The sequence below is a fragment of the Streptomyces sp. NPDC088733 genome, assembly GCF_044751185.1.
Lineage (GTDB): Bacteria > Actinomycetota > Actinomycetes > Streptomycetales > Streptomycetaceae > Actinacidiphila.
This window is the reverse complement of the sequence record NZ_JBIVLH010000022.1, coordinates 33,818-48,262: the sequence shown is the minus strand read 5'-3', so window position 1 is coordinate 48,262 and position 14,445 is coordinate 33,818. Positions and strand designations below refer to the sequence as shown.

At 73.7% G+C, this 14,445-nt stretch carries 11 protein-coding genes; 6 read left to right on the top strand and 5 right to left on the bottom strand.

The window, feature by feature from the left end:
• Positions 1-13 precede the first annotated feature (13 nt).
• The 3 genes from trxA (at position 14) to ACIP64_RS31275 (ending at position 3,043) form a co-directional block, all read left to right on the top strand.
• The gene (gene trxA / locus ACIP64_RS31285) at positions 14-475 is read left to right on the top strand and encodes a thioredoxin (RefSeq protein ID WP_401593200.1); all 462 of its coding nucleotides are present in this window, start codon (positions 14-16) and stop codon (positions 473-475) included.
• A gap of 98 nt (positions 476-573) precedes the next feature.
• On the top strand, positions 574-2,331 hold the full coding sequence (locus ACIP64_RS31280) for an FAD-dependent oxidoreductase (RefSeq protein WP_401593198.1): 1,758 nt from the start codon (positions 574-576) through the stop codon (positions 2,329-2,331).
• Between the two features lie 73 nt (positions 2,332-2,404).
• The gene (locus ACIP64_RS31275; protein ID WP_401593196.1) at positions 2,405-3,043 is read left to right on the top strand and encodes a DUF1707 domain-containing protein; all 639 of its coding nucleotides are present in this window, start codon (positions 2,405-2,407) and stop codon (positions 3,041-3,043) included.
• Positions 3,044-3,094: 51 nt separating this feature from the next.
• On the opposite strand, the gene ACIP64_RS31270 is transcribed toward ACIP64_RS31275, so the two are convergent.
• A complete protein-coding gene (locus tag ACIP64_RS31270) occupies positions 3,095-4,015 on the bottom strand; it encodes a DUF6891 domain-containing protein (protein WP_401593194.1) in 921 nt (306 codons plus the stop codon).
• A 195-nt stretch (positions 4,016-4,210) separates the two neighbouring features.
• On the opposite strand from ACIP64_RS31270, the gene ACIP64_RS31265 reads away from it, so the two are divergent.
• The gene (locus tag ACIP64_RS31265; protein ID WP_401593192.1) at positions 4,211-5,494 is read left to right on the top strand and encodes a PP2C family protein-serine/threonine phosphatase; all 1,284 of its coding nucleotides are present in this window, start codon (positions 4,211-4,213) and stop codon (positions 5,492-5,494) included.
• Here ACIP64_RS31265 and ACIP64_RS31260 read toward each other — a convergent pair.
• Positions 5,442-5,990: a helix-turn-helix domain-containing protein gene (locus tag ACIP64_RS31260; protein ID WP_401593190.1), complete on the bottom strand. Its 549-nt coding sequence runs from the start codon at positions 5,988-5,990 to the stop codon at positions 5,442-5,444. The two genes, ACIP64_RS31265 and ACIP64_RS31260, sit on opposite strands and share 53 nt — an antisense overlap.
• 66 nt (positions 5,991-6,056) lie before the next feature.
• On the opposite strand from ACIP64_RS31260, the gene ACIP64_RS31255 reads away from it, so the two are divergent.
• Complete coding sequence (locus tag ACIP64_RS31255) at positions 6,057-7,007, top strand: alpha/beta fold hydrolase (RefSeq protein ID WP_401593188.1); 951 nt, start codon at positions 6,057-6,059, stop codon at positions 7,005-7,007.
• 113 nt (positions 7,008-7,120) lie between these two features.
• Positions 7,121-9,025: a Na+/H+ antiporter NhaA gene (locus ACIP64_RS31250; protein ID WP_401593186.1), complete on the top strand. Its 1,905-nt coding sequence runs from the start codon at positions 7,121-7,123 to the stop codon at positions 9,023-9,025.
• 27 nt (positions 9,026-9,052) lie between these two features.
• Here ACIP64_RS31250 and ACIP64_RS31245 read toward each other — a convergent pair whose 3' ends face one another.
• The 3 genes from ACIP64_RS31245 to ACIP64_RS31235 all read right to left on the bottom strand — a co-directional run bounded on the left by ACIP64_RS31245 (position 9,053) and on the right by ACIP64_RS31235 (position 14,405).
• The gene (locus tag ACIP64_RS31245; RefSeq protein WP_401593184.1) at positions 9,053-11,818 is read right to left on the bottom strand and encodes a cation-translocating P-type ATPase; all 2,766 of its coding nucleotides are present in this window, start codon (positions 11,816-11,818) and stop codon (positions 9,053-9,055) included.
• A 21-nt stretch (positions 11,819-11,839) separates the two neighbouring features.
• Positions 11,840-12,796, bottom strand: a complete 957-nt coding sequence (locus ACIP64_RS31240; protein ID WP_401593182.1) for a polyphosphate kinase 2 family protein — start codon at positions 12,794-12,796, stop codon at positions 11,840-11,842.
• 136 nt (positions 12,797-12,932) lie between these two features.
• Entirely contained in the window at positions 12,933-14,405 is a 1,473-nt protein-coding gene (locus ACIP64_RS31235; protein WP_401593180.1) for a SulP family inorganic anion transporter, read from the bottom strand.
• Positions 14,406-14,445 lie beyond the last annotated feature (40 nt).

The following is a 14,445-nucleotide window of genomic DNA, read 5'->3' as shown; positions in this document are numbered from 1 at the left end:
AGGCGGGAACACGATGTCCGTGACGTCCGTGAACCGGAGCACCACCGTCGCCTGCGGCACGTGCGGGCGCACGAACCGCGTGCCGGCGGCGGCGCAGGGGCGTCCCCGCTGCGGCGCCTGCGGCGCGGCGCTGCCGTGGATCGTCGACGCGGGCGACGAGGACTTCGCGGAGATCGCAGAGATCGCGGCGAAGACCGGCCCGGTCGTGCTGGTGGACCTGTGGGCCACCTGGTGCGGTCCCTGCCGCATGGTGAGCCCCGCCCTGGAGCGGGTCGCCCGGCAGCTCGCCGGAAGGATCAAGCTCGTCAAGGTCGACATCGACCGGGCGCCCGCGCTCGCGCAGCGCTTCCAGGTGATGGCGGTGCCCACCCTGGTCCTGCTCGGCCAGGGGAAGGAGATCACCCGGCGGGCGGGCGCGGCGCCCGACCACGAACTGCGCCGATGGGTGGAGGAGAACATCGCGGACCGCGGCTGACGCCGCCCGGCCGGCGGAAGGAGCACTGTCATGGTGACGCAACCGGACCCGCGCCCGGCCCCGGACCCGGTCCCGCCGACGGACCCGGCCGCGGTCTGATGGACACCCCGGCCACCCACGCGCGCCGGGTCGCGCGTGAGACACCCGACCGCTACGGCGCCTTCCCGCGGCTGACGCAGGCACAGCTCGGCGAGCTGTCGGCGCACGGCGAACGCCGGCGGACCCAGGACGGCGAGCTGCTGTTCCGCGAGGGCGAGCCCCTCCACGAGTTCCTCGCCATCCTCGGCGGCACCGTGGAGATCCTCCACGACCGCGGAGGACCGGACGAGCGGACGGTCGCCGTGCACGGCCCCGGCCGGTTCCTCGGCGAACTCGGCCTGCTCGAAGGGCATGCGGCGCTCGAGACGGCCGTGGTCCGCGAGCCCGGCGAGATCCTCGCCGTGCCGGTCGCCCGCCAGCGCGAACTGGTGGCCCGCGACCCGGTCCTCGGCGACCTGGTGCTGCGGGCCCACCTCGGGCGCCGCTCCCTGCTCGTCGGGCCCGGCGGCGGCTTCCGCGTCCTCGGCTCCCGCTACTCGCCGCAGACGCTGCGGCTGCGCGAGTTCGCGGCGCGCAACCGGCTGCCCCACCGGTGGACCGACCTCGAGAGGGACGAGGAGGCGGAGGCGCTGCTGCGCCGGTTCGGCATCCGTCCCGAGCAGACGCCGATGGTCATCTGGGAGGGGCAGCAGGTGCTGCGCAACCCCGCCCCCGCCGAACTCGCCCGTCTCATCGGGCTGCCCGCACCCGGCCGGCGGCCCGCCGTCCTCGACCTCGTCGTGATCGGCGCGGGCCCGGCGGGCCTCGCCGCCTCGGTGCACGGCGCGTCCGACGGGCTCACGACGGTCACCGTCGACGCGGTGGCCACCGGCGGCCAGGCCTGCACCGCCTCCCGCATCGAGGACCAACTCGGCTTCCCCTCGGGCATCTCGGGGCGCGAACTCGTCGAGCGCGCCGCGCTCCAGGCACGCGGGTGCGGGGCGCGGCTGACGGTGCCCGCGGAGGCGACCGCGCTGGAGGCCGGCGACGACCACTGCACGGTCGTCCTCGCCGACGGCTCGCGCAGCCGCGCGGGAACCGTCGTCCTGGCGCCGGGCGTGCGCTACCGCAGGCTCGACGTCCCCGGCATCGAGCGTTTCGAGGGCGGCAGCGTCTTCCACGCCGCAACGGCCCACGAGGCGGGCCGCTGCGGGGCGGACCCTGTCGCCGTCGTCGGCGGCGGCGACGGCGCGGGCCAGGCGGCGCTGTTCCTCGCCGGGTGCTCGCCCCGCGTGCACCTCGTCGTCCGCGGCCGCGACCTCGGCCGGGACATGTCGCGCTACCTGGTGGACCGGGTACGCCGCCACCCGCGGATCGAGGTGCTGCTCGACACCGAGGTCCGCGCGGTCTCCGGGACGGACGCGCTGGAGACGGTGACGGTGGAGCACACCGTGACCGGCGTGCCCCGCCGGATCCCCGCGCGGGCCTTGTTCGTCCTCATCGGCGTCCGCCCGCGCACGGCGTGGCTGCGCGGAGCGGTCGGCCTGGACGAGCACGGCTTCGTCCTCACCGGTCCCGCCGCCGAGGCGGCGGCCGACCCCGAGCTCTGGGCACCGCTCGGCCGCGGCCCGCTGCCGCTGGAGACGACCCTGCCCGGGGTGTTCGCCGCCGGGGACGTCCGCAGCGGCTCGGTCAAACGCGTGGCCGCGGCCGCCGGGGAGGGCGCCATGGCGATCCGCCTCGTGCACGAGCACCGCGCGCGGGAGGGCACCTTGGTCCGCTCCTCGGGACGCGACGACGGGCGCCCGGCACCGGCCCGGTCCACGTCCTGGCGCTGACGACCGGTCGCCGGTGACCGCGACCACCGGCCGCGCGCACACCACCCGCGCGTCCTGCCATAAGGTGCCGGTCATGAGCCATCCGACCCCGTGGGAACCCAAGAGCCCCTTGGAGCAGCGGGCCTCGCACGAGGACCGCGACCGGATATCCGACGTCCTGCGGGTCGCCGCCGGGGACGGCCGGCTGAGCCTGGAGGAACTGGAGGAGCGGCTGGAGGCCTGCTACACGGCCCGCACCTACGCCGACCTCGCCCCGCTCGTCGCCGACCTCCCCGGTCAGGGCCTGGTGCGGCAGCCGCCGCAGCAGCCGCAGGCGAAGGACGTCGTGCGGACCCGGCGGGTGGGTGGCAACCTCCGCTGCGAGGGGGCCTGGCTGGTGCCGAAGCGGCTGGAGGCCGAGGTGCGCGGCGGCAATGTGGTCCTCGACTTCACCTCCGCCACCGTCACCGAGCCGGTCACCGAGGTCGATGTGACCCTCCGCGGCGGCAATCTGCGGCTGATCGTCCCCGCGGGCCACGACGTGGACGCGGCCGGGGTCGAGATCCGCGGCGGCTCCGTCGTACGCCGCCGCAAGGGCGAGCAGCAGCAGGACGGCCCGGTCCTGCACCGGATCGTCGTCACCGGCCGCATCGTCGGCGGCAGCGTGGTGGTCGTCCCGCCCCGGCCGCCGCGCCGCCCGGGCTGGTTCCGCAGGATGCTGGGCCGCGGCTGACCGTTGCTCCGGCGGCCGACGGGCCGCGGCCGCGGTCCGGTGGCTCCGCGGCTAGCCGACGAGACGCCGGCGCCAGTCCAGGGGCGTCACGGTGATCGCACGCCCGGGGTCCCCGTCCCACTCCACGGACAGCCCCGCTTCCGTGAGCGCCGCCACGACCTCCCGGCCCACGGCCGCCGTCGTCCCCTCGGAGCCGTCGAAGCCGCCGTAGAGCAGCGTGAGCCCGCGCCCGGCCGCGGCGGAGCCGGTGCACTGGCTGTGGGAGTAGACGAAGCCGCGGGCGTCCGGTGCCCCGGCCGCGCCGATCTCGCTCTGCCCGCAGGAATGGCAGCAGGTGAAGTTCTCGCGGGCGGTGACGCCCGACGCCTCCAGTGCCGCGAAGGCCCGGGTCAGCCGCTCGGGGTCCGTCTCGCCGTCCCAGCCGGCCTGTTCCGCCACCCGTTCCCGCCACATCCGGTCGACCAGTTGCCGGGCCTGCTCGGGCGAGACCGGACGGTCGTCGCCCGAGACGAGGTGGTCCTCCGCGGTCTCCGCCAGTTCGGCCCGCGTGGCGAAACCGCCGATCAGCAGCTCGCGGACGTGTGCCTCCAGGACCTCCCGGTCCTGCCGGCTCAGATCCGGCTCGGGTACGGGCTCGGGTGCCGGGCCGAGGTCCAGCGGCGCCCAGTCCGCGCCCTCCGCCCAGCCCGGCTCCCCGGACGCCCAGCCGGTGAGTGCGGCGATCACGGGCTCCGGAGCGTCCAGGGTCGCGTGGAAGTGCCGGTCGAAGGCCCCGTCCCGGTGCTCCAGTACGTATGCGCCTCCGGCCTCGTGCCAGACCTGGGCAAAGACGTCGGGAAGGTCGGGCACCCGCTGGAGGACCAGGAACCGGTCGCCCTTCTGCCCGATCCGCCGGACGAGTCCCGCCAACTCCGCCGCCGACGGCCGGACGTGCCGCCGACCGTCCTCCGTGTGCACCGTGATCGCCACCATGGCCACACCCTGGCACGCCCCGCTGACAGCGCCGGGATCGGCCGCCGTCGGGCTCCGGGCCGCGGCCCGTCCTGATCGTTCCGACGGCCGGGGAGCGGTCGGGCGTACATTCGACATATGCGACAGCCAACCGCCGGCGCGCGGCTGCCGGCCCGAGAAGCGGGGCTGCGGGTCCTCTGACGCCATGGGACCGCGATGAGCAGCACCTTCTGGCGCCGATTCCGGTGGCACCCGCCGCAGGGAACCGCCTCTCCGGGCGCGCCGAGTGCGTGGTCCTGGCGGATGATGATGGCGCAGGGCCCGGGACCGCTCGTCGTGGCACTGGTGATGATCGCCGGCATCCTCATCGCCGGTTTCGTCGTGCCGACCACGCAGCACCTCGCCTCGCTGATGGCCGTCGTCCCCGCGACGACGGCGGCGCTGGCGGGGCCGCGGCTGACCGCGGTGATCGCCGCCCTGTCGTGCGTCGCCGCCTTCGTGCTGGACGCCCACGACGACCTCCTGGGCACCTCGATCCCCGTCGTCCACCTGGCGGAGATCGGGCTGATCTCCGCGTTCGTCATCGCCTCGCGCAGCATCCGCGACCGCAGTGTGCGCGAGCTGACCGAGGTGCGGATCGTCTCCGACACCATTCAGCGGGTGCTGCTGCGGCCGCTGCCGCCGCACGTGGGGCATCTGCGGATCCGCGCCACGTACCACGCCTCGCATCCGCACGCGCAGATCGGCGGCGACCTGTACGCGGTCTCCAGATGCGCGGCCGGGGTGCGCATCCTCATCGGCGACGTCAGGGGCAAGGGCCTGCCCGCGGTGGAGGACGCGGAGGCGCTGCTGGGCGCGTTCCGCGCCGGCGCCCGCAGGACGCGGTCGCTGCCGGAGCTGATCGCCGAGCTGGAGTTCAGCGTGCGCGGCCACTTCGAGGAGGCGGGTCTGACGGACGCCGACGCCGTGGAGCGCTTCATCACGGCCCTGCTGCTGGAGGTGCCGGACCAGGGCGACACGGTCCGGGCGGTCAACTGCGGCCATCCACCGCCGTACCTGGCGCACGGGGCGGACACCCTGCTGCTGGCGCCCAGGTCGCCGTCCCCGCCGCTGGGCCTGGGCAGTCTGAGCGCCGGCGACTACGCGGTGGACACGTTCCCCTTCTCGCGCCGGGCGACGCTGCTGCTCTACACCGACGGCGCGATCGAGGCCCGCAACTCCGACGGCCAGTTCTACGACCTCGGGGCGCACGTCGCCGCCTGGCCGGGCTCCCAGCCGGAGGACCTGCTCCGGCACGTGCTGGACGGCCTGTCCCACCACGTCGGGGGCGGCGCCCCCATGGAGCTCGACGACGACATCGCGCTGATCGCCGTCCAGTACGGCGACGACCTGCCCGCCCCCGCCGCCGCGCCGGCCGCGGAGGCCCTGGTCCAGGGCCGTACGTCCGTCAGCGGTCCTGGCGCCCGGGCGGTTCCTCGGCGGGGAACAGGACCGGGCTGATCAGGTGCCGGGTCCGGTCCGGCGCCGGGCCCTGTGCCAGCCGCGGGAGGAGGACGGCGCGCAACTCGTCGATCATCGCCGCGCGTTCGTCCTCGCTGAGCCAGACGGCGTGCTGGCGGTAGCCCACGGCGTCGGCGGCCGGGTCGGCGCCGTCGCGGTCGAGGTAGGCGTTGAACTCGGCGAGGAGGGTGGCCATGGCCACCGCGAAGATCCGCCGGTGGTCGTCACGGCCGACGGACGCGGCCGTCCTGGCGTCGACCGTGGCGCGGGCGCGGTGCAGCCGGTAGCGGCGCTCGACGGCGCCGCGCACCCGCTGCTCGCCCTCGACCTCCAGCAGGCCGCCGTCGGCCAGGAGGCCGACGTGCCGGTAGACGGTCGCCTTGGAGACGTCCGGGAGAAGGCCGCACAACTGTGTCGTGGTGAGGGTCCGGCCGCCCGACAGGGCGTGCACGATGCGGAGCCGCACCGGGTGCAGGAGCAGGTCGACCGGTTCCATGGACGCACGATCTCATGTCCGATACCTTTCTCAAAGTTGAGAACGTTGGGGAGGGAGTCAGCCCGCATGACACAACGACCGCACGGGACAACGGCCGGCCCGGGAGCCGCGGACGGCACCGGGCCCGCCGCCGACCGGCAGCCGCCACGCGGAGAGTTCCACGACGTCGCGGGGCGCCGGCTCCTGCTGCACCGCTCCGGCACCGGCGGCCCGGCCGTGGTGCTGCTCGCCGGAGCGGGCATGATCGGCCTGGACTACCTGAACCTCCACGACCGCGTGGCCGCGTTCACCACCTGCGTCCTCTACGACCGCGGGGGCACGGGATGGAGCGCCCCGGCCGCACTGCCCCGCACGGCGTCCGACGTCACCGCCGAACTGCGCGACCTGCTGCGCACGGCGGGCGTCCCGGGCCCCTACCTGCTGGTGGGCCACTCCCTCGGGGCCGCGTACGCACGCCACTTCGCGCACCGCTTCCCCTCCGACACCGCCGGCCTGCTCCTGCTGGACCCGTTCCACGAGGACATGTACGCCCAGGCGCCGCCCGAAGTCCGGGAGAAGCTGGAGCTGATGAAGAAGGCGGATCTCCCGGAGGCGACGCAGGAACAGATCGACCGCTCCCGCGAGGTGCTCGGGCGCCACTTCGCCGCCTGGCCGCCGGACGTCCGGGAAGCCCTCGCCGAGTACCACCTCGTGTCGTGGCGCACCGGCTGGGAGGAGGACGGCAATCTGCACACCGTGGTCGCCGACGAGCTCCGGCAGGCGCGGGAGCTGCCCGACGTGCCGCTGACGGTCCTCTCGGCCATGGGCGTCGACCCCACCCAGGCGCAGTTGTGGTCCGAGGGGACGGTGCGGGAGATGAACGCCGCCAAGCTCGGACTGCACGCGCGGATCGCCGCGTCGGTGCCGCGCGGCACCCACCGCGTCCTCGACGCCGCCGGGCACGGATGGCTCCACGAGGAACGCCCCGACGCCGTGCTCGGGGCGATCGGGGAACTGCTGCGCGACGCGTCCCGCTGAACCCCGGCGTCCGGCCGCGCTCGGGGACGGCCCGTCCTTCCGGCGAGCACAACCGGAGGCCGTCCTCGCCGGAAGGACGGGCCGCCGCCGGCGGCACGTGCCAGGATGACCGGGTGAGTGCCTTCTCGTCCCTGCGGGCATCGGGGCAGACGCCGCGCAGCGCCGGCACGACAGCGCCGCTGCTGCGGTTCCTGCGGACCGAGACGGCGAGCGCGGCCTATCTGCTCGCCGCCACGATCATCGCCCTGGTCTGGGCGAACGCCGCGCCCGGGAGCTACGCCTCGGTCTGGCACACCCATCTGTCGCTGGCCCTGGGGTCCAACGAGGTCTCCCTGGACCTGCGCGAGTGGATCAACAGCGGCCTGATGACGCTGTTCTTCTTCATCGTGGGCCTGGAGGCCCGGCGCGAGTTCGACCTCGGCGAGTTCCGCGACCGTATGCGGATCACCCTGCCGACGGCGGCGGGGCTGGCCGGGATGCTCGTGCCGCTCGCCATCTACCTCGCCTTCACCCACGGCACGGGCGGCGCGGGCGGCTGGGGCACCGTGATCTCCACGGACACCGCGTTCGCGCTGGGGATGTACGCCCTCGTGGGGCGGCGGCTGCCGGTCGCGACACGGGCCTTCGTGCTGACGACCTCCGTCGTCGACGACTTCGTCGCGCTCGCCGTCATCGCGGTCGCCTACACCACCGGGGTGTCCTGGCCGGCGCTGTTCGCCGCGATCGGCCTCTTCGCCGCGGGCATCTGGATCGCCAATTACGTGGTGCGCGTCTGCGGCGAGTGGCGCGGCGCCGCGTACGCACTGACCGGCGTCGCCGTCTGGTTCGCCCTGCTGGAGTCGGGTGTGGACCCGGTCGTGACGGGCCTGGCGCTGGGCCTCATGGCGTGCGACTACCCGGCCCGCGGCGAGGACCTGCGCCGGGCGAGCCGGCTCTACCTGCAGTTCCGGGAGCAGCCGACGCCGAGCCTGGAACGCTCCGCGCGCCGCGGCCTGGCGAGGTCGGTGTCGCTGAACGCGCGGCTGCAGCAGTTGTTCCACCCCTGGACCAGCTATGTGATCGTGCCGGTGTTCGCCCTGGCCAACGCGGGCATCACCGTGAACGCCTCCCAGTTGTCGGCCGCGTTCACCTCCACCATCACCTTGGGCATCATCGCCGCCTATGTGATCGGCAAACCGCTCGGCATGGTGGGCGGCTCCGCGCTGACGACCTGGCTGAGCCGGGGGCGGCTGCGCCCGCCCGTCGGCTGGGGCTCGGTGACGGTCGGCGGGGCCGTCTCGGGCATCGGCTTCACCATTGCGCTGCTCATCGCCAACCGGGCCTTCGAGGGGCAGCAACTGGCCGAGGCCAAGATCGGCATCCTCTGCGCCGTCCTGCTGGCCTTCGTCCTCACCTGGCTCGTCACGCTCGTACTGGCCCGGCTGCCCCGGGCCCTGCGGCGCCGGGCGCTGCTCGGCAGGGCGCAGCAACTGGAGGACCTGGCCGAGCCCGTGGACCCCGACCGGGACCACATCCGCGGTCCCCACGACGCCATGGTCACCGTCGTCGAGTACGGCGACTTCGAATGCCCCTACTGCGGGGAGGCGGAGCCGGTCATCCGCGACCTGCTCGCGGACTTCGGCGACGTCCGGTACGTCTGGCGCCATCTGCCGCTCTCCGATGTGCACCCCAACGCCGTGATGGCCGCCCGCGCCGCGGAGGCCGCCGCGGTCCAGAAGCGCTTCTGGGAGATGCACGACCAGATCTTCGCCCACCCCCAGTCCCTGGACGGCCCGGGCCTGGACCGGCTCGCGACCGCCATCGAGCTCGACATGGAACGCTTCCGCCGCGACCTGGACGCCCGCCCCGTCGCGCTGCGGGTCGCGGAGGACGCCGAGTCCGCCGACCTCAGCAACGTCTCCGGGACGCCCACGTTCTTCATCAACGGCCGCCGCCACTACGGCGCGTACGACATCGAGACGCTGTCGGCCGCGGTGCGCACCGCCCTGGAGCGCGCCAAGACCCTCCGGCACTACTGAGGCGGCCCCGGCGCGGCGGAAGCCGCCCTACGCGGCCACGCGCCCGGGATCGGGCACCGCGACCGTGCCCGCGCGCGAACGCGCCCTGCGCGCGAGGAGCTTGCCCGCCTCCCACAGCAGCAGGAGGACGACGGCAGCGAGGAGCGCCCAGCCGAACTGGCGCAGATCGATCCGGGTCGTGCCGAGCACGGAACGGAATCCGTCCACCTGTGTCACCAGCACGGCGAGGACGAACTCGCACAGCGCCGCCCGGTTCATCTGCTTGCTGTCGAAGGTGGACGTCGTCAGGACCGATTCCGTCTCGCTGCGGCATTCGAAGGCGGCCACGATCAGGCAGAGCGCGAAGGCGGTGAACGCCATCGCATTGCCGGTCCCGGCGCTGCCGAAACGGGCTTCGCCCACCTTGATGAGCGCGAGCAGGAGGACGGTCAGGGCCAGTCCACCGAGCCCGACCGTGACCAGGACCGGCCGGGTCAGCACGGACTCCCCGCGGGGACGCGGCATGCGCCTCATCAGTCCCGGGCTCTCCCTGTCGAAGCCCAGGGCGAAGCCGAACGGCGCGTTGACGACGAAGTGCACCCACAGGACCTGTGCCGGGCTGAACGGCTCGCCGGCGGCAATGTTGAGCACCGTGGCGCCCAGGAAGGTCAGGACGAAGGCCACCAGCAGCAGGAGGACGAAGCGGATGTACTTGGTGAGGTTGTCGTAGAGCTTCCTGCCCTCGGCCACGGCGTGGACGATCGTGGCGAAGTTGTCGTCGGACAGGATCATGCGGCCGGCATTCTTCGCCACGTCCGTGCCGCTGCCCATGGCGATGCCGATGTCGGCCGCCTTGATGGCGGGCGCGTCGTTGACGCCGTCGCCGGTCATCGCTACGACCTCGCCCTTCTTCTTGAGCGTGTCGGCGAGCAGCACCTTGTGCTCGGGAGCGACACGCCCCACCACTCCGATCCCGTCGATGCGGGCGAGTTGCTCGCTCTCGGGAAGCGCCGCGAAGTCCGCGCCGAGGATCGCCTCGCCCGGGATGCCGAGTTGCCGGGCGATGGCCGCGCCGGTGGTCACGTCGTCACCGGTCACCATGCGGACGCGGATGTGCGCCTTCTGCGCCTCGGCGACCGCGGTCCGCGACTCCTCACGAGGCGGGTCCACCATGGCCACGAGGCTGGTCATGCGCAGGCCGGTGACGAGGGCGAGCAGGTCGCCGTCCGGGTCGAAGGCCGCGGGGTCCAGATCGCGTGTGGCCGCGGCCATCACCCGGCGTCCCTCACTGCCCATGCGCTCGATCTGCTCCTGGGCGCGACTTTGCAGTTCCGCGTCCCAGGGGATGCCCTCTCCCGCCGAGAGCGCGGTGGCGGCGCGGGACGTGACCGCGGGCGCGGCGCCCTTCACGAAGCAGCGGACGACCGGGCGGCCGGACGCGTCGGCCGCCGTGTGAAAGGTGGCCATCAGCTTGTAGTCGGGGTCGAAGGGCAGTGTGGCGATCCGGGGCAGCCGGGCACGGGTCCCGTCGATGTCCAGACCCGCCTTGTGCCCGAGGACGAGCAGCGCGCCCTCCGTGGGGTCGCCCACGACCTCGCCGTCCACCAGCCCGGCGTCACTGGCGACCAGGTAGGGCAGGATCGCGTCCTCGATGCCCGCGGAGGAGCCCGCGGCGTGGTGGATCCGGCCCTCCAGTGCGTAGCCGGTGCCCGAGACGGTGTACCGGTCGGTGGGGGTGACCACCTCCACGGCGGTCATCTGGTTCAGCGTCAGGGTGCCGGTCTTGTCGGAGTTGATCGCCGAGGTGAAGCCCAGCGTCTCCACCGACGGCAGCTCCTTGACGATCGCGCTGCGCCGGGCCAGGTTGAGGCTGCCGACGGAGAGGATCACCTGGGTCACCGTCGGCAGTGCCTCGGGAATGGCGGCGATGGCCAGCGAGACCGCGCTGACGAACAGCGTGTCCCAGGCCTGGCCGCGGGTCCGGCCGAGCGCGAACATCACGATCATCGTCAGGCCGGCCGCGGCGGCGATCCACAGCGTGAGGTTGTTCAGCTCCCGGGTGAGCGGCGACTGCTCCTTGGCGGTGGCCGACAGCATCCCGGAGATCTTGCCCAGTTCGGTGTCCGCGCCCGTCCCGGTGACGAGCAGCACCCCGCTGCCGTGCGTGACGGTCGTGTTCATGAACGCCGAGTTCGGCAGGTCGCCGGGCCCCGGGCGCCTCGTGCCGCGCGGCAGTGTGCCGGCGTCCTTGACCGCGGGGACGCTCTCGCCGGTGAGCGCCGACTCGTCGATCTGCAGCGCGTGCGCCTCGACAAGGCGCCCGTCGGCGGGGACCTGGTCGCCGGCGGCGACGAGCACCACGTCGCCGGGCACGAGCTCTTCGGCCGGCACCTCCGACTCCGCGCCCCCGCGCCGGACCCGTGCCGTCACCTTCATCATGGACTTCAGCGCGTTCATCGCGCTCTCGGCCTTGCCCTCCTGGCGCAGTCCGACGACCGCGTTCAGCAGGGTGAGGAGTACGAGCAGGATGCCGGTGCTCCACTGCTGGATCAGGAACGAGACCACCGCCGCGACCACCAGGATGATCTGCATGTAGCTGCGGTACTGGTCGAGGAACCGGCGCCAGGCCGGCGGGGGCTTCTCCTCGGGCAGTGCGTTCGGGCCGTGCGCGAGGAGCAGTTCGGCGGCCCGTGCCGCTGACAGGCCGGCCGCCGGGTCCACCCCGAGGAGCGCTGCGACGTCCTCGGGAGCACGCGCGTACCAGTCGTCCGGGGCATCGGGACCTGGTGGCGCGGGAAGGGGCTCCTCCGTCATCTCCTGCCTCCGATCAGCCGGTCACGAGCCGTGCCCGTCGCGCGGGTGGCCCGCCGCGTACGGGTCTGCGGGGGCGCCCTCGGGGGCTTCGGCTTCGAGTTCCCGTCTGGCGGTGAGGAGTTCCTCGCGGGCCTCGGCGCCGACCGTGGGGTACCGGGGGTCGATCTCCACCAGCATGTGCGCCAGCACGGCGGCCGCGCAGATCCGCGCGAACCACTTGCGGTCCGCCGGGACGACGTACCAGGGCGCCCACGTGGTGCTCGTGGCCGACAGCATCTCGGAGAACGCCTCCTGGTAGGCATCCCAGTGGCGCCGTTCGCGGACGTCCGCCGCGGAGAACTTCCAGTTCTTCTCCGGCAGGTCGATCCGCTTGAGGAATCGGGCGCGCTGCTCCTCCTTGGAGAGGTTCAGGAAGACCTTGACCACCTTGAAGCCGTTGTCGGTGAGGTACCGCTCCCAGTCGTTGATCTCCCGGTAGCGGCGCTTCCACAGCGCCTTGCCGTGCGGGGCGCCAGGGAGCCGCTGGCGGTCGAGGACCTCCTGGTGCACGCGTACGACGAGGACCTCTTCATAGTGCGAGCGGTTGAAGATCGCGATGTCCCCGCGGGCCGGCAGCCTGCGGGCGTAGCGCCACAGGTAGTCGTGGTCCAGCTCTTCGGCGGAGGGCACCTTGAAGCTGCTGACCTTCACCCCCTGCGGGTTGACGCCGCTCATGACGTGGCGGATCGTCCCGTCCTTGCCCCCGGCGTCCAGGGCCTGGAGGCACAGCAGCACGCCGTAGGTGTCCTGGGCGGCCAGCCGCGCCTGGTACTCGGCGAGCAGTGCCACGCCCGCCTTGAGCAGTTCCACGCCCTCCGGCTTGGTCAGGTGGGCCTTGTAGCGGGGGTCGAAGTCCTCGGCGAGGTCCACCTTCGACCCGGGCGCCACACGCAGCGGCTCGATGAACTCCGCGATGCGCCGGGCCCTGGTGTCCTTCATCGCCGGCCCCTTCCCTTCCCATTCCCTCGCCACCGCGTCGCGGCCACGCGCCGCGGGGTGTGTACGGCAACGCTCCGCCGGTGCCGTGGCATCGGCAAACGCACCGCCGCCGTTCGCCTGAGCCGCACGGCCCGGGTCACAGGGCGGGTGCCGGCCGTACGGCGGCCGTCCCGGGGGCGGTACGGGTCTCCGCCCAGGAGCGCAGGGCGACGCCGCTGGCGTGGTCCTGGTGCCGCAGCCCCGTCAGGTCCAGCTCGACGGGCCGGTGCGCGGGCAGGGCCTCCAGGACGTCGAGCATCTTCGGCAGGCGCAGGAAGGTTGCGTTCCCGCTCAGCCGCACCGTGATGGCGCCCTGGCCGTGGTCGGTGACGGCCACGTGCACCCGCGAGATCTCCCAGGCCGTCTTGGCGACCGCGAGCCCCAGCCCGATGAGCACGCCCTCGAACATGTTGACCGTCACGATGGCCGTGGCGGTCACCGCCAGGACGACGGCCTCGCCCCGGTGCGCGGACCACAGCGCCCGCAAGGGGGCGACCGGCAGCAGCTTGACGCCGGCGTGCACCAGGACACCTGCCAGGGCGGCGAGCGGGATGTACTCCAGGACGGCCGGCAGGAGCGCGGCGAACAGCAGCAGCCACACCCCGTGCAGGACGCGGGACGCCTTCGTGCGGGCCCCGGCGTGCACATTGGCGGAGCTGCGCACGATGACGGCGGTCATGGGGAGCGCCCCCAGCAGCCCGCACACGGTGTTGCCCGCGCCCTGGGCCACGAGTTCCTTGTTGTAGCGGGTGCGCGGGCCGTCGTGCAGCCGGTCCACCGCCGCCGCGCTGAACAGGCTCTCCGCGGAGGCGATCAGCGTGAACGCCACGACGGTGCCGAGCACGGCGGGCGAGGCGAGCACGCCGAGGGCGTCCGCGCCGGGCAGCCGCAGCGCGTCGGCCAGGCCCCGCACCTGGACGGTCTTCAGCGGCAGGTGCAGCAGCGCCGCGGCCGCCGTGGCGCAGGCGACCGCCACGAGCGCCCCGGGCACCACCCTGGCCCTGGCCGGCAGCCGCTGCCACAGCACGATGACCGCGATCGTCCCCACCCCGACGGCCAGGGCCGACAGGGCCCGCGGTTCGGTCGCCGCGTGCGCGATAAGGCCGGGCAGACCGGCCAGTTTGCCGGGCCCGGAGGCGGGTGCCCCATGGTCGGCCATCGCGTACAGCTGCCCGAGGATGATCACCAGGCCGATGCCGCCGAGCATGCCCTCCACCACCGACACCGAGATGGCCCGGAACCAGCGGCCGAGACCGGCCGCGCCCAGGGCGAGTTGCAGCACACCGGTGGCGAGGACGACCACGCCGAGCGCGGCCGCGCCGTGCTCCCGTACGGCCTCGTGGACGATCACCGTGAGGCCCGCGGCCGGCCCGCTGACCTGGAGGCTGCTGCCGGGCAGCAGGCCGGTCACCAGGCCGCCGACGATGCCGGTGACCAGCCCCAGCTCCGCGGGGACGCCGGAGGCGACGGCGACGCCCACGCAGAGCGGCAGGGCGACGAGGAAGACGACGAGCGACGCGGTGACATCGGTGCGCAGGACGCGCGTGACGGACGGGACGGCAGGAGGCATGGCGTACACCTTCATTGCGGAACGCGGACAGGGGGTGCCG